General features: G+C 72.3%; 27 protein-coding genes. 8 read left to right on the top strand and 19 right to left on the bottom strand.

The window, feature by feature from the left end:
* Nucleotides 1–13: 13 nt before the first annotated feature.
* The 4 genes from purQ to JAP66_RS01375 form a co-directional block, all read right to left on the bottom strand.
* Nucleotides 14–700: a phosphoribosylformylglycinamidine synthase subunit PurQ gene (gene purQ, locus JAP66_RS01390; RefSeq protein WP_199429396.1), complete on the bottom strand. Its 687-nt coding sequence runs from the start codon at nt 698–700 to the stop codon at nt 14–16.
* Complete coding sequence (gene purS, locus JAP66_RS01385; protein WP_199429394.1) at nt 697–936, bottom strand: phosphoribosylformylglycinamidine synthase subunit PurS; 240 nt, start codon at nt 934–936, stop codon at nt 697–699. The genes purQ and purS overlap by 4 nt, the downstream gene beginning before the upstream one ends.
* Before the next feature lie 183 nt (nt 937–1,119).
* Nucleotides 1,120–1,695 carry a hypothetical protein gene (locus JAP66_RS01380; protein ID WP_199429387.1) on the bottom strand — a complete coding sequence of 192 codons (576 nt, stop codon included), beginning with the start codon at nt 1,693–1,695 and terminating at the stop codon, nt 1,120–1,122.
* A 74-nt stretch (nt 1,696–1,769) separates the two neighbouring features.
* Nucleotides 1,770–3,119, bottom strand: a complete 1,350-nt coding sequence (locus JAP66_RS01375; RefSeq protein WP_199429385.1) for an MFS transporter — start codon at nt 3,117–3,119, stop codon at nt 1,770–1,772.
* 222 nt (nt 3,120–3,341) lie between these two features.
* Here JAP66_RS01375 and JAP66_RS01370 point away from each other — a divergent pair, with 222 nt between their 5' ends.
* From JAP66_RS01370 to JAP66_RS01360, 3 genes are read left to right on the top strand one after another with little or no spacing between them, the layout of a single operon-like run.
* Entirely contained in the window at nt 3,342–4,289 is a 948-nt protein-coding gene (locus JAP66_RS01370) for a U32 family peptidase (RefSeq protein WP_199429383.1), read from the top strand.
* The gene (locus JAP66_RS01365; protein WP_199429381.1) at nt 4,286–5,446 is read left to right on the top strand and encodes a mandelate racemase/muconate lactonizing enzyme family protein; all 1,161 of its coding nucleotides are present in this window, start codon (nt 4,286–4,288) and stop codon (nt 5,444–5,446) included. Before JAP66_RS01370 ends, JAP66_RS01365 begins: the two co-directional genes overlap by 4 nt.
* A complete protein-coding gene (locus tag JAP66_RS01360; protein WP_372448925.1) occupies nt 5,446–6,810 on the top strand; it encodes an aldehyde dehydrogenase (NADP(+)) in 1,365 nt (454 codons plus the stop codon). The genes JAP66_RS01365 and JAP66_RS01360 overlap by 1 nt, the downstream gene beginning before the upstream one ends.
* Before the next feature lie 61 nt (nt 6,811–6,871).
* Here JAP66_RS01360 and JAP66_RS01355 read toward each other — a convergent pair whose 3' ends face one another.
* Complete coding sequence (locus tag JAP66_RS01355; protein ID WP_199429379.1) at nt 6,872–7,300, bottom strand: MarR family winged helix-turn-helix transcriptional regulator; 429 nt, start codon at nt 7,298–7,300, stop codon at nt 6,872–6,874.
* A gap of 63 nt (nt 7,301–7,363) precedes the next feature.
* On the opposite strand from JAP66_RS01355, the gene JAP66_RS01350 reads away from it, so the two are divergent.
* Nucleotides 7,364–9,148 carry an ABC transporter ATP-binding protein gene (locus JAP66_RS01350; protein WP_199429377.1) on the top strand — a complete coding sequence of 595 codons (1,785 nt, stop codon included), beginning with the start codon at nt 7,364–7,366 and terminating at the stop codon, nt 9,146–9,148.
* 32 nt (nt 9,149–9,180) lie between these two features.
* Here the strand turns inward: JAP66_RS01350 and JAP66_RS01345 are convergent, their stop codons facing one another.
* Nucleotides 9,181–10,689 carry an aldehyde dehydrogenase family protein gene (locus JAP66_RS01345; protein ID WP_199429375.1) on the bottom strand — a complete coding sequence of 503 codons (1,509 nt, stop codon included), beginning with the start codon at nt 10,687–10,689 and terminating at the stop codon, nt 9,181–9,183.
* Nucleotides 10,690–10,750: 61 nt separating this feature from the next.
* Nucleotides 10,751–11,878 carry an MFS transporter gene (locus JAP66_RS01340; protein ID WP_210769519.1) on the bottom strand — a complete coding sequence of 376 codons (1,128 nt, stop codon included), beginning with the start codon at nt 11,876–11,878 and terminating at the stop codon, nt 10,751–10,753.
* Between the two features lie 72 nt (nt 11,879–11,950).
* On the opposite strand from JAP66_RS01340, the gene JAP66_RS01335 reads away from it, so the two are divergent.
* Both JAP66_RS01335 and JAP66_RS01330 read left to right on the top strand, forming a co-directional pair.
* Nucleotides 11,951–12,886, top strand: coding sequence for an ArsR/SmtB family transcription factor (locus JAP66_RS01335; RefSeq protein ID WP_199429373.1), 936 nt, complete (start codon nt 11,951–11,953; stop codon nt 12,884–12,886).
* 31 nt (nt 12,887–12,917) lie between these two features.
* Nucleotides 12,918–13,553, top strand: a complete 636-nt coding sequence (locus JAP66_RS01330; protein ID WP_199429371.1) for an MBL fold metallo-hydrolase — start codon at nt 12,918–12,920, stop codon at nt 13,551–13,553.
* Here the strand turns inward: JAP66_RS01330 and JAP66_RS01325 are convergent.
* The 12 genes from JAP66_RS01325 to JAP66_RS01280 all read right to left on the bottom strand — a co-directional run bounded on the left by JAP66_RS01325 (nt 13,516) and on the right by JAP66_RS01280 (nt 21,892).
* Nucleotides 13,516–14,196 (bottom strand): DUF2334 domain-containing protein, encoded by a 681-nt coding sequence (locus JAP66_RS01325; RefSeq protein WP_307849394.1) that lies wholly within the window; start codon nt 14,194–14,196, stop codon nt 13,516–13,518. The genes JAP66_RS01330 and JAP66_RS01325 overlap by 38 nt on opposite strands.
* A gap of 97 nt (nt 14,197–14,293) precedes the next feature.
* Nucleotides 14,294–15,187, bottom strand: coding sequence for a phosphoribosylaminoimidazolesuccinocarboxamide synthase (locus JAP66_RS01320; RefSeq protein WP_199429369.1), 894 nt, complete (start codon nt 15,185–15,187; stop codon nt 14,294–14,296).
* 21 nt (nt 15,188–15,208) lie between these two features.
* Nucleotides 15,209–16,135, bottom strand: a complete 927-nt coding sequence (locus JAP66_RS01315) for a sulfite exporter TauE/SafE family protein (protein WP_199429367.1) — start codon at nt 16,133–16,135, stop codon at nt 15,209–15,211.
* Nucleotides 16,136–16,202: 67 nt separating this feature from the next.
* The gene (locus tag JAP66_RS33135; RefSeq protein ID WP_372448924.1) at nt 16,203–16,301 is read right to left on the bottom strand and encodes a putative leader peptide; all 99 of its coding nucleotides are present in this window, start codon (nt 16,299–16,301) and stop codon (nt 16,203–16,205) included.
* 70 nt (nt 16,302–16,371) lie between these two features.
* Nucleotides 16,372–17,199, bottom strand: a complete 828-nt coding sequence (locus JAP66_RS01310; RefSeq protein ID WP_199429365.1) for an MOSC domain-containing protein — start codon at nt 17,197–17,199, stop codon at nt 16,372–16,374.
* 3 nt (nt 17,200–17,202) lie between these two features.
* Nucleotides 17,203–18,633 (bottom strand): adenylosuccinate lyase, encoded by a 1,431-nt coding sequence (purB, locus tag JAP66_RS01305; protein ID WP_199429358.1) that lies wholly within the window; start codon nt 18,631–18,633, stop codon nt 17,203–17,205.
* A gap of 26 nt (nt 18,634–18,659) precedes the next feature.
* Nucleotides 18,660–19,484 (bottom strand): hypothetical protein, encoded by an 825-nt coding sequence (locus JAP66_RS01300; RefSeq protein WP_199429351.1) that lies wholly within the window; start codon nt 19,482–19,484, stop codon nt 18,660–18,662.
* Entirely contained in the window at nt 19,481–19,690 is a 210-nt protein-coding gene (locus JAP66_RS32850; protein ID WP_307849393.1) for a sigma factor-like helix-turn-helix DNA-binding protein, read from the bottom strand. The genes JAP66_RS01300 and JAP66_RS32850 overlap by 4 nt, the downstream gene beginning before the upstream one ends.
* Nucleotides 19,618–20,004 carry a sigma factor gene (locus JAP66_RS01295; RefSeq protein WP_307849392.1) on the bottom strand — a complete coding sequence of 129 codons (387 nt, stop codon included), beginning with the start codon at nt 20,002–20,004 and terminating at the stop codon, nt 19,618–19,620. The genes JAP66_RS32850 and JAP66_RS01295 overlap by 73 nt, the downstream gene beginning before the upstream one ends.
* Before the next feature lie 57 nt (nt 20,005–20,061).
* Nucleotides 20,062–20,640 (bottom strand): TetR/AcrR family transcriptional regulator, encoded by a 579-nt coding sequence (locus JAP66_RS01290; protein ID WP_199429349.1) that lies wholly within the window; start codon nt 20,638–20,640, stop codon nt 20,062–20,064.
* A gap of 33 nt (nt 20,641–20,673) precedes the next feature.
* Nucleotides 20,674–21,390, bottom strand: coding sequence for a hypothetical protein (locus JAP66_RS01285; RefSeq protein ID WP_199429347.1), 717 nt, complete (start codon nt 21,388–21,390; stop codon nt 20,674–20,676).
* Nucleotides 21,383–21,892 carry a SigE family RNA polymerase sigma factor gene (locus JAP66_RS01280; protein ID WP_199429345.1) on the bottom strand — a complete coding sequence of 170 codons (510 nt, stop codon included), beginning with the start codon at nt 21,890–21,892 and terminating at the stop codon, nt 21,383–21,385. Before JAP66_RS01280 ends, JAP66_RS01285 begins: the two co-directional genes overlap by 8 nt.
* Before the next feature lie 201 nt (nt 21,893–22,093).
* On the opposite strand from JAP66_RS01280, the gene JAP66_RS01275 reads away from it, so the two are divergent.
* Both JAP66_RS01275 and JAP66_RS01270 read left to right on the top strand, forming a co-directional pair.
* A complete protein-coding gene (locus tag JAP66_RS01275; RefSeq protein ID WP_210769594.1) occupies nt 22,094–23,062 on the top strand; it encodes a threonine aldolase family protein in 969 nt (322 codons plus the stop codon).
* Nucleotides 23,059–23,640, top strand: a complete 582-nt coding sequence (locus tag JAP66_RS01270) for an HAD family hydrolase (RefSeq protein WP_199429333.1) — start codon at nt 23,059–23,061, stop codon at nt 23,638–23,640. Before JAP66_RS01275 ends, JAP66_RS01270 begins: the two co-directional genes overlap by 4 nt.
* Nucleotides 23,641–23,643: the final 3 nt, after the last annotated feature.

Genomic DNA, 23,643 nt, shown 5'->3' with positions numbered 1-23,643 from the left:
AGTTAGAACGCTGTTACGCACTCACGAGGCCGGCGAGCGCGTCGAGGGCGGAGTAGAACATGCCGAGCCCGTCGTCCGAGGGGCCGGTGAGCGCGTCGACGGCGTGCTCCGGATGCGGCATGAGGCCCACCACCCGGCCGTTCGGGCTGCTGATCCCGGCGATGTCGTTGCGCGAGCCGTTCGGGTTCTCGCCGACGTAGCGGAAGACCACCCGGCCCTCGCCCTCCAGGGTGTCCAGCGTCGACCGGTCGGCCATGTAGCCGCCCTCGCCCGACTTCAGCGGCACCAGGATCTCCGCGCCGGTGTCGTAGCGGGTGCTCCACGCGGTGGTGTTGTTCTCCACGCGCAGCCACTGGTCGCGGCAGACGAAGTGCAGCTTGTCGTTGCGCACCAGCGCACCGGGGAGCAGGCCGGCCTCGCAGAGCACCTGGAAGCCGTTGCAGATGCCGAGCACCGGCATGCCCTTGCCCGCGGCCTCGATCACCGGGGTCATCACCGGCGCGAAGCGGGCGATGGCGCCGCAGCGCAGGTAATCGCCGTAGGAGAACCCGCCGGGCACGATCACCGCGTCGACGCCCTTGAGGTCGGCGTCGGCGTGCCAGAGATCGACCGGCGCGGCGCCGGAGTACCGCACGGCGCGGGCGGCGTCCACGTCGTCGAGGGTGCCCGGGAACGTGATGACGCCGATACGGGCGGTCACTGCTCGATCCTCCGTACCGTCCAGTTCTCGATCACGGGGTTGGCCAGCAGGCCCTCGGCGATCTTGGCCAGCGTCTCGTCGTCGACCGCGTCGTCGACCTCGAGCTCGAAGTGCTTGCCCTGGCGCACTTCGGTGATCCCCTGGAAGCCGAGGCGCGGGAGCGCACCGGCGACGGCCTGACCTTGCGGGTCCAGGATCTCGGGCTTGGGCATGACGTCGACGACTACTCGGGCCACGACAGGCTGCTCCCTCATTTGTGCAGGTCGATGCCCCTAAAGGATACGCGAAGGGGCCGAGAGGCCCCCGACACCCCTCGGCCCCTTCACCGACTTCACCGGGTTCATACGTTCGGAAGACGTCCGGTTGTTCCCGCACGTTGCGTCGGAGGAGTCCGATTCGCCGGATCGGCTCAACCAGTTTCAGCGCCAGTGACCGTGGGCGACCGGCGGGCGGTGGCCACGCATGGCCCTGCCCACCGCCGGCAGGAGCGCGACCACGAGCGGCGCCACCCACAGCAGCAGCGCGACGATCGGCATGATCACGTACTCGGCCGCGCCCTCGCTGAGCAGGTAGCCGACGGCGTAGACGTAGTAGGCCGTGACGAGCGCGGCGACGCCGACGAGGAGCCAGCGGATGAAGCCGAGCCGGAACAGGAGCGCGAGGGCCAGCGCGAGTGCGGTGGAGGCCACGGACATCGACGCCGCGATGGCGAAGTCGACGTTGCCGGTGAGCTCGCCCGAGAAGGCCATACCGACCGTCGAGGCGAGCATGTGCGCGTTGTCGGTCCGGCCGTCCCAGGAGATGACGGCGGCGAGGTAGGTGTAGACCACGGCCGGGAGGAAGAGCAGCGCGGCGACGTACGCCATCGCCGTGCTCTGCCGCGGCGGGCCGTAGGGGCCGCCAGGCCCGTATCCGGGCGGTGGGTAGCCGGCCGGCGGGTACCCGGGCGGCGGCGGGTAGCCCGGCTGCTGCCACCCCTGCGGCGGATAACTCATCGGGCTCCCCCAACTGCCATGAACGACCCGTTACTGGCGAAAGTCCCAGTAACGAGTCGTTCATAGCATGCCGGTCAGGCGGTGGGCAGGGGGTTCGCCGGGGCGGGTTCGGGGGCCTGGTGCCTGGTGAGCACGCGGCGCAGGCCGAACGTGCCGATCAGGCCGAGCACGGACACCACGATGAGGAACGCGAGGCCGGTGAGCGCCGAACCGGTGGCGTCGACGATCGCCGCGATGCCCATCGGGCCGAAGCCGCCGCCGAGGTTGCCGATGCCGTTGATCGCGCCGATGCCCGCGGCCGCCGCCGCGCCGGTGAGGAAGCGCGGCACCAGCCCCCACATCACCGGCTGCGCCGCGAAGCCGCCGACCGAGGCGACGCAGATGCCGATCATCTGCAGCCACGGCGCGCCGGCCACCGCGGCGACCAGGAAGCCAGCCGCGGAGAAGCCGAGCATCAGTGCCAGCCAGCCGAACGGCGTGCCCCTGGTCCGGGCCAGCCGCGGCACGACGAGCAGGCCGGCCATCACGCACACGTACGGGATCGCCGTCACCAGGCCGACGCCGAACCCGGAGAGCCCGCCGAAGCCGTCGACGATCGTCGGCAGCCAGAACGCGAGCCCGTAGGTGGCCAGCGGGAAGCAGAGGAAGAACAGTGCCATCGACAGCACCCTGCGGTCCCTGAGCACCTTCCACGCGCTGTGCGGCTGCGCACCCGCCTCGGCCGCCTCGGCATCGAGCCTGCCCTTGAGCCAGTTCCGCTCGGCGGGCCTCAGCCAGGACGCCGACTCCGGGTCCTTCGGCAGCAGCCACAGCACGGCCGGGGCCATCAGCACCGCGGGCACACCGGTGACCAGGAAGATCCACTGCCACCCGGCGAGGCCCCACACTCCGTGCAGGTCGTTGAGCGCGCCCATCGCCGGGTTGCCGATGATGAACGAGATCGGCCCGGCCAGCATGAACATGCCGATCGCCGCACCGCGATGGGAGGCGGGGAACCAGCGGGTCAGGTAGTAGATGACGCCGGGGAAGAACCCGGCCTCGGCGGCGCCGAGCAGGAAGCGCGCCAGGTAGAACTGCCAGGTCTCGCTGACCAGCATGGTGGCGATCGTGACGATGCCCCAGGTCAGCATGATCCTGGCGATCCAGCGGTGCGCGCCGAAGCGGTGCAGGGCCAGGTTGCTGGGCACCTCGAGCAGCGCGTACGCCACGAAGAAGCACACCTGGCCGAGCGTGAACACGGTCGCCGAGAGGCCCAGTTCGGCCTGGAGCGTGAGCTTGGCGAAGCCGACGTTCGACCGGTCGACGTAGGCGATCACGTATAGCAGCGCGAGCAGCGGCAGCAGCCGCCACGCGACCTTGCGCACCGTAGAGCGGACGATGTCCGGCTCACCGGCGGCCGCCGCGGCAGGGGGCACTGAGGCCATTCTTTTCTGACTCCGTTGTCTCTGGTTACACAGTCTGGACACTTCGGACCTTCGTCCGATATTTCGGACGGCGTCCGAGATCACGTTCGGCAGCGAAGAGTATGGCTGGCCCCCTGCACTGTCAACAGCGGCCGACGCCGGCCTTGACCGGCACCGGCCGGTTCTCTACGGTCGTCTGCGATAGCGAACCTATTCCGAAATATCGAACATGGCGGTGGTCCAGTGGAACGGTCGCGTGCCTTCCTCCGCTCGCTCGGCCTGCCGGGCGGCGATCCCGGCGAGTTGCCGAGCAGCACCAAACGCTTCCCCGACGGAGCCCAGTACCGCGTCGAGATCCCGAGTGTCGAGGGCACCGAGGCGATGGAGGCGGTCTACAGCGAGGCGGACGCACGCGGGGTCGTCGTGCACCGGCTGTCACAGGGCAGCGGCGGGATGCTGCTCACCGCGCGGGAGCTCACCGCGATGGCCGGGCTCGCCGAGGCACGCGGCGTCGAGCTGAGCCTGTTCGCGCGGCCGGTGGCCTGCTGGGACACCGGCGCCGGATCGCTCGCGCCCGGCGGCGGCCCGCTGGCCGCCCAGGCCAGGGGCACCGAGCAGCTCGTGCACGCGCTGGAGGACATCCGCCGCACCGCAGGGGCCGGCATCCGCAGCGTGCTCGTGACCGACCTCGGGGTGCTCACCGTCGCGGCCAGGATGCGGGAGGCCGGTGAGCTGCCCGCCGACCTGCAGTTCAAGGCCAGCGTGCAGATGGGCCTGGCCAACCCCGCGGCGATCCGGGTCGCCGAGCAGGCCGGTGCGAGCACCTACAACGTGCCCACCGACCTGTCGCTGGCGCAGCTGGCCGCGATCCGCGCGGCGATCGACATCCCGATCGACATCTACGTCGAGTCGCCCGACGACCTCGGTGGCTTCGTGCGGCACTTCGAGATCGCGGAGATCGTGCGCGTGGCCGCGCCCGTCTACCTCAAGTTCGGGCTGCGCAACGCGCCCAACATCTATCCGAGCGGCAGTCACCTCACGCACACCGCGGTCAGCCTCGGCCGGGAACGGGTGCGGCGGGCGGAAATAGGTTTGGAGATGCTGGCCAGGTACGCGCCGGAGGCCGTCGGCTCGCTGCTGCCCGCCGACGACCTGGCCGTGCCCGGCAACGCGATGAGGAGTGCGACATGAAGATCACCGACGTCGAGACGTTCGTCCTCGGCACCCCCTGGCGGGACCTCACCTTCGTGCGCGTGCACACCGACGAGGGCCTGAGCGGTATCGGCGAGACGCGGATGCTCGGCCACACCGAGGGGCTGCGCGGCTACCTGACCGAGGCGGTACCGAGGCACGTCCTCGGCACCGACCCGTTCGACATCGAGTCGCTGGTGCAGCGGATGAAGCGCGGGGACTACGGCAGGCCGGGCGAGATCATGATGTCCGGCATCGCGTGCGTCGAGATGGCCTGCTGGGACATCGTCGGCAAGGCGCTCGGCCAGCCCGTGTGGCGGCTGCTCGGCGGCAAGGTGCGCGACCGCGTCAAGGCGTACGCCAACGGCTGGTACACCGTCGAGCGCTCGCCGGAGGAGTTCCACGCCGCCGCGCTCAAGGTCGTCGAACGCGGGTACCGGGCGCTGAAGTTCGACCCGTTCGGCCCCGGGCAGTGGGAGCTGGAGCCGGAGGAGCGGCGGCGCAGCGTCGGGCTGGTCGAGGCGGTCCGCGACGCCGTCGGGCCGGACGTGGAGATCCTCGTCGAGATGCACGGCCGGTTCGCCCCCGGTGAGGCCGTGCGGATCGCGAAGGCGCTGGCGCCGTTCGACCCCAGCTGGCTGGAGGAGCCGGTACCACCGGAGAACCTCAGGGCACTCGCGAAGGTGGCCGGGCAGGTGGACGCCCCGGTGGCCACCGGGGAGCGCATCCACGACCGCGCCGAGTTCCGCGAGCTGTTCGAGCTGCAGGCCGCCGACATCATCCAGCCGGACATCGGGCACCTCGGCGGCATCCTGGAGACCCGCAAGCTCGCGGCCACCGCCGAGACGCACTTCGTGCTGGTGGCTCCGCACAACGTCGGCGGGCCGGTGCTCACCGCGGCGAACCTGCACCTGGCGGCATGTACGCCGAACTTCAAGATCCAGGAGCACTTCAACGACTTCGCCGACGAGCACGTGAAGCGCGCCGCGCCGGGACTGCCGGAGGTCGAGGACGGCTACTTCACGCTGCCGACCACGCCCGGGCTCGGGCTCGAACTGGACACCGACTTCATCGCGGAGCACCCGTTCCAGGCCGCGCAGTTCAACCTGTTCGCGGACGACTGGCAGTTCCGGGGCACGAAGGGAGCGAGCGAATAGTGTTGGAGGACGTACTCGCCGCGGCCGACGCCGCCGCGCGGCCGTGGGGCGAGCTGCCGCGGACCGAGCGGGCGGCGGCGCTGACCGCGGTCGCCGACGAGCTGGACGCCGCTGCCGACGAGCTCGTGCCGCTCGCCCAGAAGGAGAGCCACCTGCCGGAGGCCCGCCTGCGCGGGGAGCTGGTGCGCACGACGTTTCAGCTGCGACTGTTCGCGGAGCAGGTGCGTGCGGGGTTCGAGGTCGCCGAGGACGCGCCGGACCCGGACTGGCCGCCGGGACCGCGCCCGGCGCTGCGCCGCGTCCACCTGCCGATCGGCCCGGTCGTGGTCTTCGCGGCCTCGAACTTCCCGTTCGCGTTCTCGGTCGCCGGCGGCGACACGGCGTCGGCGCTGGCGGCGGCCTGCCCGGTGATCGTCAAGGCGCACCCCGGGCATCCGCGCCTTTCCGACGCGACCGGCGAGGTCGTGCACCGCGCCCTGAGCAGGGCGGGCGCACCGGAGGGCACGTTCGCCGTGGTGCACGGGGACGAGAACGGCCGGTCGGCGGTGCTCGACCCCCGCGTCGAGGCGGTGGCGTTCACCGGCTCCGTGCGCGGCGGCAGGGCGCTGTTCGACCTCGCGGTCTCCCGGCCGAAACCGATCCCGTTCTACGGCGAGCTGGGCAGCATCAACCCGGTGTTCGTCACCGAACAGGCCGCCCGGTCAAGGGGCGCCGAGATCGCGGCTGGCTACGTGGACTCGTTCACCATGGGCGCGGGCCAGTTCTGCACCAAGCCGGGGCTGTTCGTGGTACCAGCGGGCACCGGGCTCGGCTCGCTGGCCGCCGAGCGGGTGCGGGAGAAGGCGGCGGCCCCGCTGCTGAACGAGCGGATCGGTGCGGGTTACCGCGCGAGCCTCGGCGGCCTCGTGGAACACGAGGAGGTGCGGGTGCTCGTCGAGGGCGCCGACACCCCGGAGGGCCCGGCGCCGACGCTGCTGGCCACCACGGCGCGGGCACTGCTGGACGACGGCGAGCCGCTGCTGACCGAGTGCTTCGGCCCGGCGTCGCTGGTGGTCGAGTACGCGAGCCGGGACGAGGCCCTCGCCGTCGCCCGCGCGCTGGAGGGGCAGCTCACCGGCACCGTGCACGGCGAGGACGACGACGAGATCGCGCGGCCACTGCTGACGGAGCTGGCCGCGCGGGCCGGCCGGGTGCTGTGGAACGGCTGGCCGACAGGCGTGGCGGTCACCCACGCGATGCACCACGGCGGGCCCTACCCCGCCACCACCGCACCGCTGCACACCTCGGTGGGCACCGCGGCGACCGCGCGTTTCCTGCGCCCGGTCGCGTTCCAGAACGTGCCGGAGCACCTGCTGCCCGCCTGAGCGTACGCACACCCGAGGGCCACCGGAGCCGCTACCCGCGGTGCCGGTGGCCCTCGTGCTGTCAGCCGGCCTCGTCCACTGTCTCCAGTAGTTCGAGCAGCGTCGCGCGCTGGTCCGGGGTGAGCGGCGTGAAGAGTTCCTCGACCGCGGCCGTCCGCGTCTCGTACACCTTCCTGCGCAGCCGCAGGCCGCGTTCGGTGAGCGTGAGCAGTGTCGAGCGCCGGTTCTCCGGATCGATCCGGCGGTGCACGAGACCCGCCTCCTCCAGCGCGTCGACCAGCGGTGTCACTGCTCGCGGCACGACGTGCAGCTTCTCCGCCAGCTCCGCCATCCGTGGCGGCCGGTCGCACCGGCCGATGACGCTGAGCGCACGCGCCTGCGCCGGGGTCAGCCCGAGCGGGGCGAAGCGCTCGATCTGTAGCGCGCGCGCTCGATGAGTCAGCCGCAGGAACAGCTCGCCGAGGCGGCCCTCGCTCTCCTCCGTGTCCACCCACACAGACTAGCAGAGCATAGGTAATTGTGAACTTAGGTAATTAAGAGCTATGCTCGGTATATGTCACTCGCCGAGAATCCGAGCCAGCAGCCGGTCGCCGTGCGGCGCATCCTGCGGCTCTTCCGGCCCCACCGCGGCAGGCTCGCGGTCGTCGGCCTGCTCGTCGGCCTGTCGTCGCTGGTCTCGGTGGCCTCGCCGTTCCTGCTCCGCGAGGTGCTCGACGTGGCGATCCCGCAGCAACGCACCGGCCTGCTGACCCTGCTGGTGCTCGGCATGCTCGGCGTCGCGGTGGCCACCAGCGTGTTCAACGTGCTGCAGACCTATCTGTCCACCTCGGTCGGGCAGCGCGTCATGCACGGGCTGCGGGCCACCGTCTACGCCCGCCTGCAACGGATGTCGCTCGCGTTCTTCACGCGTACGCGCACCGGCGAGGTGCAGTCGCGCATCGCCAACGACATCGGCGGCATGCAGGCGACCGTGACCTCGACCGCCACGTCCCTGGTGTCCAACGTGACCACCGTCGTCGCCACGGTGATCGCGATGATCGCGCTCGACTGGCGGCTGACCATCGTCTCGCTCGCACTGCTGCCGGTGTTCGTCTGGATCAGCCGCCGGGTCGGCGCGGAGCGCAAGCGGATCACCGCGCGGCGGCAGAAGCAGCTCGCCACGATCTCGTCGAGCGTGCAGGAGTCGCTGTCGGTGAGCGGCATCCTGCTCGGCCGCACGATGGGCCGGTCGCAGTCGCTGACCCGGGAGTTCACCGAGGAGTCCGACCGGCTGGCGCGGCTGGAGATCTCCTCGAGCATGGCCGGACGCTGGCGCATGTCGACCATCCAGATCGTGATGGCAGCGATGCCCGCGCTGATCTACTGGGCGGCCGGCGCGGGCGCGCTCCTGGGCATCCCGATGACCTCGCTCGGCACGCTGGTCGCATTCGTGACGCTGCAGCAGACGCTCTTCCGGCCCACGATGTCGCTGCTGCAGACGGGGGTGGAGCTGCAGAGCTCGCTCGCCCTGTTCCAGCGCATCTTCGAGTACCTGGACCTGCCCGTCGACATCGCCGAGCCGGCGAGGCCCGTGGCACTCGACCCGGTCCGCGGCGAGGTCCGCCTGCGGGACGTGCGGTTCTCCTACGACGGCGAGCACGACACGCTGGACGGCATCGACCTCACCGTGCCCGCGGGCGGCAACGTGGCGATCGTCGGCGAGACCGGCTCCGGCAAGACGACGCTGAGCTACCTCGTGCCGCGGCTCTACGACGCCACGACCGGGCGGGTCACCATCGACGGCGTGGACGTGCGCGACCTGAGCTTCGAGACGCTGGCGCGGACGGTCGGCGTGGTGTCGCAGGAGACGTACCTGCTGCACGCGTCCGTCGCCGACAACCTGCGCTTCGCGAAGCCGGACGCCACCGACGAGGACCTGCACGAGGCGGCGCGCGCCGCGCGGATCCACGAGCACATCACCGCGCTGCCGGATGGCTACGACACGATCGTCGGCGAACGCGGCTACCGGTTCTCCGGCGGCGAGAAGCAGCGGCTCGCGATCGCCCGCACGATCCTGCGCGACCCGCCGATCCTCGTACTCGACGAGGCCACCAGCGCGCTGGACACGCAGACCGAGCGGGCCGTGCAGCAGGCGATCAACTCGTTGTCGGCCGGGCGGACGACGATCACGATCGCCCACCGGCTCTCCACCGTCCGCGACGCCGGCGAGATCGTGGTGCTGGTGGGCGGGCGCGTGGCCGAGCGCGGCACCCACGAGGAGCTGCTCGCCGAGGGCGGGCACTACGCCACCCTGCTCGAACGCGACCGCCCTGCCCTCGCCCTCGCCAGCGGGTCGTGAGTGGCGACACGAGTTCTAACTCGTGTGCGCACTCACGAGCGGCCGTGCAGCCTGGCGATCAGCTTGCCCACCAGCGCCTCGGTCTTCGCGGTGCGGGCGAACGTGGTCAGCGCGAGCGGGGGCGTGAAGCGCTGCCGGGCGATCGACTTCGCGCGCGCGAACTCCCGCAGCCCCTCCGGGCCGTGGATACGCCCGAAGCCGGAGTCGCCGACCCCGCCGAAGGGCAGCGACGCGATGCCGGCGAACGACAGCGGCGCGTTGATCGCCGTCTGCCCGGTCCGCAGCTTCCGCGCCAGTTCCAGCCCGCGCCGCTTCGAGAACACCGTCGAGCCGAGCCCGTACGCCGAGTCGTTCGCCTTGGCCACGGCCTCGTCCATGTCGGTGACCTTCGCGATCGTCACCGTGGGCCCGAACGTCTCCTCGCGCACGGCCAGCGAGTCCTCCGGGACATCCACCAGCACCGTCGGCTGGACGTAACGGTCGCCGACGGTGTCCGCACCGCCGACCAGCGCCCGACCGCCCCGCGCGAGGGCGTCCGCGATGTGCCTGCGCACCACGTCCAGCTGCGCGGGCATCGTCATCGGCCCGTACTGGTCGCCGGGGCCGGAGCCCGCGCGCACCCGCTCCGCCCGCTCGACGACCTTGGCGACGAACTCGTCGTGCACGCGCTCGTGCACGTAGACGCGCTCGACCCCGATGCACGTCTGGCCGGAGTTGGAGAACGCGCCCCAGACGGTGGCCTCCGCGGCGGCATCCAGATCGGCGTCGGCGTCGACGAGGACCGGATCCTTGCCGCCGGCCTCGATGATGACCGGGGTCAACCTCTCCGCGGCGGCGGCCATGATCTTCTTGCCGGTGGCGGTCGAGCCGGTGAACGCGATCTTGTCCACGTCGGCGCGGGTGAGCGCGGCACCCGTCGCGCCGAAGCCGGTGACCAGCTGGAGCACCGGCTGCTCGGGCACCGCCTCTGCGAAGGCGTCGGCGAGCCACTTGCCGACGCCGGGGGTGTACTCACTCGGCTTGAACACCACCGCGTTTCCCGCGGCCAGCGCGTAGCTGATCGAGCCGAGCGGGGTGTAGACCGGGTAGTTCCAGGGCCCGATCACGCCGACCACGCCCAGCGGCTGGTACTCGACGGTCGCGGCCTGGTTGGACAGCAGCAGCCCGGGCGAGCGGCGCTGCCTGCCCAGTACCTTGCGCGCGTTCCTGGTCGCCCACGCGACGTGCTCGATCGCGAGCACGGCTTCGAGCTGCGCATCGCCGCGCGGTTTGCCGGTCTCCTGCCGGACCACCTCGCAGAGGTCGGTGAGCCGCCGCGCGAGGATGCCCTTCCACCGGCGCAGGCGTTCGGCGCGGCCGTCGAACCCGAGTGAGTCCCACCAGCGCGCGGCCTCCCTCGCCCTGGCCACGGCGGCCTCGACCTGCTCGGCGGTGTGCACGGGATAGGTCCCGACCACCTCGTCGGTCGCCGGGTTCAGCGAGTCGAACGTCTCGGCGCTCGCACTGGCGGCATCGGATCGCGGAGCTTGCACGGTGGTCATGACATGCCTCCATCGGCCTCGGCTCGCCCCCAGCGTACGACGCTTACTGGCAGACTGCCAACTACCTTTCGGTCCGACTCAGCATCGCACAGGCGAGCGCCGCGCTGCCCGCTCCGAGCAGCGGCGCGAGGGCCAGCGGCAGCAGCCCCACGCTGAGCGAGCCGAGCGCGAAACCGGTCGCCTGGACGGCGAAGGCGACGGAGAACCCCTCCGACCGGCGGCCGGGCGGCAGCAGGCGCTGCAGGTTCACCGTCGCGACGGTGAGCAGCGGACCGGTGCACGCGCCGACAAGCACCACCCCGGCGAGCAGGCCGGGCCAGCCCAGATCCAGGGAGACCAGCACACCACCGCCGACGAAGACACCGAGGAACACCCTCGCCGCGACCGGCGTCGTGCGACCGCGCCAGGCGAACACGGCGCTGCCCGCGATGCTCGAACCGCAGAGCACGGCCACGATCAGCGCGGCCGCGACCTCGCCGGCGCCGAGCCGCCCGGCCAGCGGCAGCGGGGCGACCTCGATCGTCGCGAGCAGGTGTCCGATCGCGAACACGCACGCCAGCCAGCCAGCGGCCGCCCGCACCGGCAGCCGCGCGCCCTCCGGTGCCACCACGGCGGTTCCGCCGCCGCGAGGCAGCAGCGCCGCACACGCCACGTACGCCAGTGTCATCACCGCAGGCGGAGCCAGCGCGTGCACCGACGCGAGCAGCGCGGCGAGCAGCGGGCCCGCGATCAGCACCCCGTCGATGAGCATCGCGTCCACCGCCACCGCACGTGGCAGCAACTCGTCGGGGACCGCGCCCGCGAGCAACGACCGGAGACCACCGGCCAGGCCGCCCGCCAGCAACCCCGGAACGGCGACGAGTGCCAGCAGCACGCCGCCGGGCGCCGCGACCGCCGCCGCTACGGTGAGCGCGGCGAATCCCGCTGCCGCCCCTGCCAGCAGCAGCACCATGCCCCTTCGCGGCCCGGCCCGGTCGAGGAACCGCCCCGCCGGCACGGCGCCGAGGAGTTCCGCGGCCACGAACACCGCCATCATGACGCCGCCCAGCCGGTACGAACCGGTGGTGGCCGTGGTCAGGATGGTAAACGCCAGCGGGGCGACCGCCGAGGGCAACCGACCGAACTGCGCGGCCACGGACCACCGCGGGTAACCGGTGTCCCGCAGCCGGGCAAGCACCCCATTCGTCATGGCGCCAAGCCTGTGCACGCGGTCGCCGGGCGCATACTGATTCGGTCATTTCCGAATCCAGGACGGTGGCCGGTGATCGAGCTCGTGCTCACCCCCGCAAGCGCGCACCGCGTGCGCTTCGCCATCTGCCCGCTGGAGGAGGCCCTCGGCGCGCTGCGCGTACTGGCCGGCACCCGGCGGCACCCGGCCCACCTGCCGTGGCTCGCCGGCGCGGCGCGCGACCTGCCGATCCGCGAACTGCTGGCGGTGCTGAGCGCCCGCCGCTACATCACCGACTTCCTCGCTCCGCCGACGAGCGGACCGGCCACTACCGCGGAGGAGCAGCTCGCGCTCGTCCGGCGAACCCCGCCGAAGCAGGTGGCGGCGGAGCTCGCGCTCGTCGACGCCGACCTCACCGGCCTGCCCACCGACCCGGCACACGCCAGGGACCTGCTCGCCGATCAGCTGGAACTGGCCTGGACGGAGCTGATCGCGCCGCACTGGTCACGGATCGCGAACGTCCTCGCCGCCGACATCGAACACCGCTCGCGCCGGCTGGCCGAAGGCGGGCTCGCGCTGATGCTCGGCGAGGTCCATCCACGGGTGAGCCTGACCGACAACGCCGTGCTGGTGCAGACCCCCACCCGCAACCGCGCCAGACTCGACGAGCGGGGGCTGCAACTGCTGCCGAGCGTGTTCGGCTGGCCGGACGTCGCCGTGGTGCTGCTGCCACCGTGGCAGCCCGCGCTCGTCTACCCGGCCAGGGGGGCGGCACGGGTCTGGCAACCCGAGCCCAGACCCCCGGAGGCGCTGGCCGCCGTGCTCGGGCGGACCAAGGCTGCGCTGCTGTACACGCTCGACGAGCCGGCGGGCACGACGGCGCTCGCCGGGGCGCTCGGCCTCTCCCCGGCCACGGTTTCCGGGCACCTCACCGCGCTGCGGGACGCCGGGCTGCTCATCGCCGCCCGCCGCGGAAGGGCGGTGCACTACCGCCGCAGCGCTCTTGGTGACGCCCTGCTGCGCGCGTAGTGTGGTGTCGCCAGACCGTAGGGAGAAGCCGATGCGTATCGTCCACTATGGACATTCCTGCGTACTGCTCGAAGCGGACGACGCCCGGATGCTCCTCGACCCCGGCGCCTTCTCCACCGGCTTCGAGGGCGAGCGGGAGCTGGACGCGGTGCTGATCACGCATCAGCACTACGACCACATCGACTCGGAGAAACTGCCCGGCCTGCTCGCGGCGAACCCGCGGGCGCGGCTGATCACCGACCCCGGCTCGGCGGAGACGGTGGCCAAGCTGGGCCTGTCCTCGCACACCGCGCAGCCGGGCACGACACTCGCCATCGGCGGAGCCACGGTGCACGTGGTCGGCGGCCAGCACGCGATGATCCACCGGGACATCCCGATCGTGCCCAACGTCGGCTACGTGTTCGAGCACGGCGCCTTCTACCACCCCGGCGACTCCTTCTTCGTGCCCGACCAGGGGATCGACGTACTCGGCCTGCCCACGGCCGCGCCGTGGCTGAAGGCGGCCGAGGCCGTGGACTTCCTGCGGGCGGTCGCCCCCAGGGTCGCGGTGCCGATCCACGAGGCGGTGCTCGCCAGCCCGCAGATGCACTACGGCCTGTTCACCAACCTCGCACCGGCGGGCACGGAGGTCAGGGTGCTGCCGAGGGGCGAGCAGGCGACGCCGTGAGATAGGCACCGCCGACGGCGCCGTTCTCCAGCGCGATGTCCACGGCGTCCAGGAACGCCTGCCGCCGGCCCGGCCGCGTGAGGTCGGCGGCGTCCACCCCCAGCCGGACCAGGCCACCGCGGCGGGCCGCCCGCGCCGCGCTCAGCACGAGCGCGAAGCACCGCACCGTCTCGGTGCGCTGGCGCTGGCTGCCGAAGCCCTGCACCCGCGCCCGCCGGACCCCGCCCGTACGCAGGTCGCGCACGGAGGAGAGGTCGGCGCACAGGGAGAACCCGTGCTGGCGCAGGGCGTCCAGCGTGCCGCGCGACACCCGCCAGCGCGGCGGCGCGAACCCTTCGGTGCGCAGGCCGCCCCGGTCCAGGGCGGACGTGGCCGCGATCAGCCGCAGCCGCGCCTCGTGCGCGGGCAGCGTGGCGAACTCCGCCCGGACGCGCTGGTCGTAGCCGTGCAGCAGCACGGTGTCCCCGCCGCGGACCCGCTCCCGCATCCACTCGGCCACCTGCGGGGAGCCGTCCTCGGCACTCGGCGTGAACAGCATCGAAAGGGGCACGGCACGCCGGCCCAGCTCGGCCGCGAGGTCGGCACAGCGATGCAGCGTCCGGGGGCCGATCCCGGAGAGCGACACCAGCAAACACGCGTCCACGACTCCCAGTAGGCCCGACCGGGATGACGACGCGTTGACATCCGCGTGAGTCGTGAGTGAAGACACGAGTTAGAACGCGCGTCACCACTCACGAGGGTCACGAGGGGGGCGCGGGCCAGTCGGCGAGGGTGCGGCCGGTGATGCGCTCGTAGGCGTCGACGTAGCGCTGCCTGGTCGCCGCGACCACGTCGTCGGGCAGCGGGGGCGGCGTGTCGGCGGCCCGGTCCCAGCCGGACTCCGGGCCGGTCAGCCAGTCGCGCACGTACTGCTTGTCGAACGACGGCTGCGGCCGTCCCGGCCGGTACCCCTCCGCGGGCCAGTACCGGGACGAATCGGGCGTCAACACCTCGTCGGCGAGCACCAGCCGCCCGCTCGCGTCGAGCCCGAACTCGAACTTCGTGTCCGCCAGCAGGATGCCGCGCCCGGCCGCGTGCTCGGCACCGCGCCGGTACAGCTCCAGCGTGGCGTCCCGAAGCTCGGCCGCGCGCTCGGCGCCGACCGTGGCCACGACGTCGGCGAAGCTCACGTTCTCGTCGTGGGCGCCGAGATCGGCCTTCGTGGCCGGGGTGAAGACCGGCTCCGGCAGCCGCTCGGCCTCGGTCAGCCCGCCAGGTAGCTCGACACCGCACACCGAGCCGGTCCGCAGATAGTCGGAGTAGCCGGAACCGGCGAGGTAGCCGCGCGCCACGCACTCCACCGGCAGCATCCCCAGCCTGCGCACGAGCAGCGCCCGGCCACGGACCTCCGGCGGGATGCGCTCGTCGTCGTGGCCGACGAGGTGGTTCGGCAGGACGTCACCGAGCAGTTCGAACCAGAACGCGCTCATCGCGGTCAGCACCCGCCCCTTGTCGGGGATCGGGGTGTCGAGGACGAAGTCGTACGCGGAGATCCGGTCCGAGGTCACGAGCAGCAGGTGCTCGGCGTCCACCGCGTAGAGCTCCCGGACCTTGCCGGAGGCGATCTTGGAGTAGTCGGCGAGCGTCGTCGTCACGGCGTCACCCTAGCCGCGACGTCAGCGGCGGGTGGCCTGGTGGGGCTTCGCCGGTGGTGAGTCCTCGCCGACGAGCGCGTTCATCCGCTTCTCGGCGCGCACCGAGCGGACCGCGGCGACCAGCCCGGCGATCCACAGCGCCACGATCGCGACGTAGACCGTGCCGAAGACGGTGGGGGTCGCATCCGCCACCCGCAGCAGCAGCCAGGCGTTGGTGAGCACGATCATCCCGCCCGCCGCGGCACCGAGTACGCGCGGCGGCATCAGCCGCACCAGCCATGCGGCGAACGGGGCCGCGAGCACGCCGCCGCCCAGCAGCCCGGCGACGACCAGGAAGTTCATCCCCTGGTTCTGGGCGAGCGCGAAGAAGAACGCGACGCTCGCCGCGACCGAAACGACGAACTCGGCGGCACTGACCGACCCGACGACCTTGCGGGGCTCCAGCCGCCCGCTCGACAGCAGCGTCGTGGTGGCGACCGGCCCCCAGCCGCCACCACCCGTGGCGTCGACGAACCCGGCGACGAGCCCCAGCGGGCCGAGGAACCGTGCGCCAGGGCGCTTGTCGGTGATCAGTTTGCCCAGCTTGAGGAAGGCGAACCGGATCAGCACGTAGAGCCCGAGCAGGAACAGGATCGAGCTGATCAGCACGGCCGCGACGCCGCCGGACAGCGACACGAGCAGGAACGCGCCGACGATGGCACCGAGGCCACCGGGCACCGCCAGGATGCCGACCGTCCGCCAGTCGACGTTGCGGAACTTCCAGTGGGAGACGCCGGACGCGAGCGAGGCGCCGACCTTCGCGAGGTGGACCGACGCGGACGCGATCGCCGGCGCCGTGCCGAACGCGACCAGTGCGGTCGTCGACGTCGCGCCGTAGCCCATGCCCAGCGAGCCGTCCACGAGCTGGGCGAGCATACCGGCGAGGCCGAACAGCAAGAGCGTTTCCATTTAGAACCTCAGCGTCAGGCGGCCGTCATGTCGACAGCGGCAGCATACGAGAACCGGGCAGCCAGCTTCAGCGCGGACGGCACGCCGCCGAGTTGACCCGCAGGAGGTCGACGTGCCTGCGCTGCACCAGCGCCGGCCCGTGCGCACGCCCCACCTGCGATATCACGATCCTAATCGTGACAGACCCGCACCCGCCGTTCCAGTCGTTCTCAAAGTCTGGACGACGACTGACCGCCTCACGTGGGCGACGTCACCCTGGACTCGACCCGCACCCGGTCGCCGATCCGGACAGTTCCGGCACGAAGGACCGCGGCCTTCATCCCGAACGTGACGCCGCCGTCCGGGCCCCGCCGGTACCCCGCCAGCGTGCGAACGGGCTCGGGGCCCGACCTGGTGCCGGTCTCCTGGTCGACGGTCGGGACCGTGCACCGCACGCACACCTTCGCGAAGCCGAGCTCCGCGCCACCCGCGGTCATCCGCCACACGTCGTCCTCGGTGTGCGGCTCGGTCCAGCCGTCGACCACCAGGTTGGGGCGGAACCGGTCCATCGGCACCGGCTCGCCACCCCGTTCGGCGATGCGCTCGTTCAGCAGGTCCAGCGACGCCCACGAGGCGACCAGCACGGCGTGCCCGTCGGCGAACCCGGCGCTGCCGGGTGTCTCGCCGCTGGTCTCGCGCCTGTGCTCCGGCGGGACCCGGACCAGCCGGGACGGCGCGCCGAGCACGGCGGAGAACCACGCCGCCGCCTCATCCCCCTGGTCCACGCCCTGGCCCGCCCAGGTGAACACCGAAACGTCGCGGCGGCGGCCGTCGAACGCGACGGCGACCTCGATGTCGGTGTGGCCCGGCGCGCTCAGCGCGAGCCGGGCGCCGCCGTCGAGCACGGCAGGCCGGACCACCGCGAGCACCGGGTGGCGGCGCTGGCTGCGGAACGTGCCGTCCTCGCCGACCGCCATGAACGTGCGGTCGTGCTCCAGCCCGGCCGGAGCCAGCTCAGCGGCCTGCACCCGCGTCCCTGCGCAGCCCTTGACCGGATAGGTGATGAGATCCGCGACGCGTGCCATGGGTCAGAGGATCGGCCGCGGAACGTAGGCGGCGGCGTCCGGGAAGTGCTTGAGCACGTCCTCGATCCGCGCCACCACGGCGCCCACCTGCCCGGCGGCCGTGCCGGTGAACGAGAGCCGGTCGGCGAGCAGCTCGTCCAGCTCGGCGCGGTCGAGCGGGATGCGCTCGTCGGCGGCCAGCCGGTCGAGCAGGTCGTTCTCCACCTGTCCCTGCTCGCGCATCGCGAGCGCCACGGCGACGGCGTTCTCCTTGATCGCCTCGTGCGCACGCTCCCGGCCGACCCCGGCCCGCACCGCGGCCATCAGCACCTTCGTGGTCGCCAGGAACGGCAGGTACCGGGCGAGCTCGCGGTCGACCACGGCCGGGAAGGCCCCGAACTCGCGCAGCACGGTCAGCATCGTCTCCAGCAACCCGTCGAGCGCGAAGAACGCGTCCGGCAACGCGACCCGGCGGACCACCGAATCGGACACGTCCCCCTCGTTCCACTGGTCGCCCGAGAGCTCGCCGATCATCGAGAGGTAACCCCTCAGCACCACCGCGAGCCCGTTGACCCGCTCGCACGAGCGCGTGTTCATCTTGTGCGGCATGGCCGACGAACCGACCTGCCCCGGCTGGAAGCCCTCGGTGACCAGCTCGTGCCCGGCCATCAGCCGGATCGTCGTTGCCAGGCTGCCCGGCGCCGCGGCGAGCTGGACCAGGGTGGACAGCACGTCGAAGTCGAGTGAGCGCGGGTAGACCTGCCCCACACTCGTGAGTACACGCTCGAAGCCGAGATGCTCCGCGACCCGCGCCTCAAGAGACTCCAATGTGGACTCGCTGCCGAGCAGGTCGAGCATGTCCTGCGCCGTGCCGACCGGCCCCTTGATCCCGCGCAGCGGGTAGCGGGCGATCAGCTCGTCCAGCCGCTCGTAGGCCACCAGCAGCTCGTCCGCGGCGGTGGCGAACCGCTTGCCCAGCGTCGTCGCCTGCGCGGCCACGTTGTGCGAGCGCCCCGCGATGACCAGGTCCGCGTGCTCGGTGGCCAGCGTGCCCAGCATCGCCAGGAGCGCCACCGTCCGGCCGCGGATCAGTTCGAGTGAGCGCCGCACCTGAAGCTGCTCGACGTTCTCGGTGAGGTCCCGCGAGGTCATGCCCTTGTGCACGTGCTCGTGCCCGGCCAGCGCGTTGAACTCCTCGATCCTGGCCTTGACGTCATGCCGCGTGACGCGCTCGCGGGCGGCGATCGACGCGAGATCGACGTCGCCGAGCACCCGTTCGTAGTCGGCCGGCACGCCGTCGGGCACCTCGACCCCGAGCTCGGACTGGGCCCGCAGCACGGCGAGCCACAGCTCTCGCTCCAGCCTGACCTTGTTCTCCGGGGACCACAGCGTCACGAGCTCGGGGGAGGCGTAACGGCCCGCGAGTACGTTCGGGATGCTCGGCTTGTCGCTCACGCGGTCAGGCTAACCGGCGAGCCGGGTCACAACCGCAGCGCCGGGTCGCTCGCCAGCTCGATGAGCTGGGCGGTGGTCACCGTCAGATCCGGCAGGTGATCGGTTTCCGCCCCGGCGGTCGGGTCGTAGTTGTACCCCGACACCATCAGCACGACGCCATCGGTGCGGTAGTGGTACGCCGTGGTCACCTTCATGTCCGGGCCGTTCCCGACACCGGAGTGCTCCACCAGCACGAGCACGCTCTCGTCCGGCTGGACCTGCACCGTGCACTCCGCGGACGGCTCCGCCTCGCACATCCCGCCGGGCGGCGGCATGTCCGCACCGGCCGCGTTGACCTGGACGTTGACCGCCGTGGGCGCTCCGTCCGCGGTGAACCGCACGAACGAGTTGAGATACCGCTGCCCCTCGGTGACCGATCCGGTCGCCTCCCCGGAGAACTCGCCCACCTCGACATCGGCCGCCTCCGGCACCACGGCCGGGAACCGGTCGCGCAGGTGCGTGCGCATCTCCTCGCCGCGCTGCCGCAGCTCGGCCTCGGTGTACCGCGTCGGCTCGACGTTGTCCGGCGGCCACCCCGGCTGTGCCGGGGCTGCCGGGGCTGCCGGGGCCGACGGGGCCCGGGAACCGGCGGCCGCCTGCGTCGACCCGGGTTCGCCGGGCCCGCCGAGCGCCAGCGGCACGGCCACCGCGAGCGCCGCGACCAGCGCCACGCCCGCGCCCGCGCTCCACACGGCCCGGCGCCGCCTGGTGCGCTCCCGCACCGTGCCGATCAGCTCATCCGGGTCGAAGTTCAGCGGGGGCTCGTCCGCGACGGCATCGACCAGCGCCTCGCGTACCTCGTGCTCGCTCATGTCGTCACCTTTCCCTGTTCGGCGCCCAGTTCGGGGCGGGCGAGTACGCGGCCGAGGGTGGCCAGGCCCCTCGCTGTCTGGCTCTTGACGGTGCCCTCGGAGCACCGGAGGATCGCGGCGGTCTCGCCGACGCTCAGTTCGTCGAAGTAACGCAGGACGAGCGTGGCCCGCTGCCTCGGCGGCAGCTCCCGCAGCCCGCGCCGCACCTTGTCGCGTGTCCAGTCGCGCTGGGCGTGCTCGGCGGGGCGGGTGCGGCGTCGGCCAGGTCCGGGACTGGCTCCCGCCGTTCACGCAGGCGCCACTCGTCCAGCCACGCCCGCAGCAGGACCTTGCGCGCGTAGTTGCCGAGCGGCTCGGCAACGTCGATCCGCGACCAGGCACGGTATATCCGCATGAGCGCGTTCTGCATCAGGTCCTCGGCCAGATGCCAGTCCCCGCACAGCAGGTAGGCGGATCGGCGCAGCCCGTGCGCCTGCGCCGAGGCGAATTCGCGGAACCGCGCTTCGTCGTTGTCGTCCATGCGATCCCCTTTCCAACCCCTTCCCACGGTGGCGGCGGGCGAGAGGTTGCACGGGGGTCAGCTCAGCGCCGCACGCAGCATCCGCGCGGCGGCGGCGCGCGGGTCGGGGTCCACCTCGATGAGCGCGTTGACCACGGCGCCGTCGACGAGCGCGATGAGCTGTTCGAGCCGCCGCCCTCCGATCTCCACCCCGGACCTGACGAAGATCTCGGTCAGCAGCGCACGCAGCTCCACCGCGAGCGTGCGCATCAGCGGGCGCAGATGCGGCCTGCGGCCGGTGGCGACCAGCCGTTCGTAGCGCAGCAGCACGGCGTCGTACTCGGGGTCCTCGCCGAGCAGCTGGTCCAGCACCAGCTCGACGAGCGTGTCCGTGCCCCGGCGCTCGGTGCTCAGCTCGGCGAGCTGCTCGCGCCCCCTGGCCAGCTCGGAACGCCCGTAGTGCTCCATCGCGGCGTAGATCAGATCGTCGAGCGAGTCGAAGTAGTAGGTGGTCGAGGCGAGCGGAAGACCGGCCCGCTCGGCGACCGCCCGGTGCCGCACCGCGTCGAACCCGCCCTCGACGAGCAGGTCGGCCGCCGCCGCCACGAGGGCGGCACGCCTGCGTTCACCTTTCGGTGTGCTCGCGGCTGACGTCATGGCAGCCAAGTCTGCCATCCGGGATTCGCGAACTCAGAGTTGCCGCGCGAGCGCGGTCGCGATGCCCTGCAGCCCCCCGGCCAGCGGTGCGGTGGCCTTGTCCGGCGCCGGGGTGCTCAGCACGACGACGGTCGCCCCGGCCGCGGTGCGCTCCTCCGCGATGACGGTTCCCTCGGGCTGTTCGGGCAGTTGCGATGCGACGCCGGACGGCACCAGCACGGCGGAAACCAGGCCGCCGTCCACGGCGTACGCGGCCGAGCGCGACGGCTCCGGGCAGACCAGCCCGGGCACGGCATCCGCCCCGGCGGTGACCGGGAGCTCGCCAGCGAGGGCGATGGCGAGCTCCCGGTCGACCTTTTCGCACCCGGAGGTGCGACCGGCCCGTGGGCCGTTCTCCCCGGAAGCCTCGCCCCCCTGCTTGGGCGAGCCATCCGGGAAGCCCTGTGCGTTCGGAAGACGTCCGGCGGAGCCGCCGGGTTGCTCCTGCTCGCCCGCTTCCGCTTCGGCGTCACCGTATGCGGGCGCGGAGGCGGCGCCCGAGTCACCGCCCGTGTTCGCCCTCTGGCCGAGTCCCACCACGCTGACCCCACCGAGGAGCAGGACGACGCACGCGCTCACGGCCGCGGTCACGGAACGGCGCCGCATGGTGGCCCTGCGCGAGGCCGCGGCCACGTCCCGCTCCGTGAAGGTCGGTGGCGGCGGCTCGCCCGGCGCCTGCCGGAACAGCGTCTCCAGCTCGTGCTCATCCATGCGTCTCCACCTCCTCGCCCAGCACGTCCCGCAGGTTCGCCAGGCCCCGCGCGGTCTGGCTCTTCACGTTGCCCTCGCTGCAACCGAGCACCCGCGCGACGCCGCCGACGTCGAGGCCCTCGAAGTAGCGCAGCACCAACACCGCACGCTGTCTCGGCGGCACCCGGCGCAGGCCGGCGAGCAGGTCCTCCCTGGTCGCCACCCGGTCGGCGACCAGCTCGCCGGCGGGCGGCGGCTCCGGCAGCTCATCGGTCTGCCGCTCCCGCCGCCACGGGCGCCGGGACTCGTCGATGGCCGCCCTCACCAGCGTCTTCCGCAGGTAGGCGTCGGTCGCCGCCCGGTCGCGGATCTTGCGCCAGCGCCGGTGCAACGAGACGAACGCCGTCTGCGCGAGGTCGTCCGCGCGGTGCCAGTCACCACAGAGCATGTACGCGGTCCGGCGCACGGAGTCCCGCCTTGCGGCGAAGTACTCCGCGAACTCCTGCTCCTCGCGGTGATCCACGCGGTCGGCTCTCCGGTCTGAGTCTGTTGTCCGAAGGTAGAGACGAAACTGACGTGTCCCACGGTTGCACGCCCGGCGCCCCGGCACCCATATGTCACCCGTTTGTGAGATCAACAACCAGTGTGATGTGATCGGAAAGTGACCTCTGCAGCCAGTTCGGTGATCGACTTCCGCTCGGACACCGTCACCCGGCCGGATGAGATGATGCGTTCCGCGATGGCACGGGCGGAGGTCGCCGACAACGTCATCGACTCGGACCCGACGATCCGCGCGCTGGAGGAGCGGGCCGCCGAGACGCTCGGCACGCCCGCGGCGCTGTGGACGCCGAGCGGGACGATGGCGAACCTCATCGCGCTGTCCACGCACCTGCGCCGCGGCGACCGGTTCCTGGCGCCGCGGGATGCGCACGTGCTGGTGAACGAGCTCGGCTCGGCGGCATGGCTGGCCGGTGGCATGCCCGAGCCGCTGGAGCACGACGCGGGCCCCGGCCGCCCCTCGGCGGGTGCCGTGCGGGCCGCGGCGGGCACCCGGGAGGGGCCGTACTACGTACTGCGCACCACGCTGCTGTGCCTGGAGAACACGCACAACGTGGCCGGCGGCGCGATCACCCCACCGCACGAGCACGCGCAGCTCGTCGCGACCGCGCGGGAGGCCGGGCTCCGGGTGCACCTCGACGGGGCGCGGCTGTGGCACGCGGCGGCCGCGCTGGACCTGCCACCCGCCGCGCTGACGGTCGGCGTCGACACGGTGTCGGCGTGCTTCAGCAAAGGCCTCGGCGCGCCCGTCGGCTCCGTGCTGGCCGGCGGCGAGGAGTTCGTCGAGGAGGCGAGGCGGATGCGCCAGATGCTCGGCGGCGGGGTGCGCCAGGGCGGGGTGCTCGCGGCGGCCTGCCTGCTCGCGCTGGACCGCGTCGGCGAGCTCGGCGAGGACCACGCCCACGCACGGACCCTCGCCGAGGGGCTGCGCGAGTACGGCTGGGACGTCAGCGAGCCGCAGACCAACATCGTGCTCGCGAGGGTGCCGGACCTGCTGCTCACGCTGGACTGGCTGCGCGGGCTCGGCGTGCTCGCCCTGCCGATGGCGGGCAAGGTCCGGTTCGTGACCCACCGCGACCTTTCCGCGGGCGATGTCGAGGAGGCGCTCCGCCGGATCAAGGCGGGCAGCAGATGAGCCCGCGCTGGGTCGTGTTCGACTACGGCGAGGTGATCTGCTCGCGCACGGCGGCGGTACCCGAGCTCGCGGCCCGCCTCGGCGTGCCGGTGACCGACTTCGAACCCGCCTACTGGGCCTACCGCGACTTCTACGACCGCGGGGCCGCCGATATCGACTACTGGCGAGCCATCGGCGAGGTGGTCGGGACCACCGTCGACGAGTCCACTTCGGACGATCTCACCGCGCTCGACATCGCGGGGTGGTCGCGGATCGAGCCGTCGTCGATGGCCCTGCTGGCCGGGCTGGCTGAGGCGGGTTCGCCACTCGCGCTGCTGTCCAACGCGCCGCGGTCGTTCGCGCGGTTCGCCGAGCGGCAGCCGTGGACGAGGCACTTCCGGCACCTGCTGTTCTCCGGCGACGTCGGCATCGCCAAGCCCGACGCCGAGATCTTCGAGCTGCTCACCTCGCGGATCGGCGCGGAACCTGGCGACTGCCTCTTCCTCGACGACAAACAGGCCAATGTGGACGCCGCCAGGGCGGTGGGCCTGCGTGCCCAGCGCTGGGTCGGTGCGCCCGATCCTGCCTCGCTGCGCTGAGCA

The organism is Qaidamihabitans albus, from assembly GCF_016464705.1.
In the GTDB taxonomy this organism is placed as follows: domain Bacteria; phylum Actinomycetota; class Actinomycetes; order Mycobacteriales; family Pseudonocardiaceae; genus Qaidamihabitans; species Qaidamihabitans albus.
The sequence above is the reverse complement of the archived record's forward strand: the minus strand, read 5'-3'. Positions and strand labels throughout refer to the sequence as shown.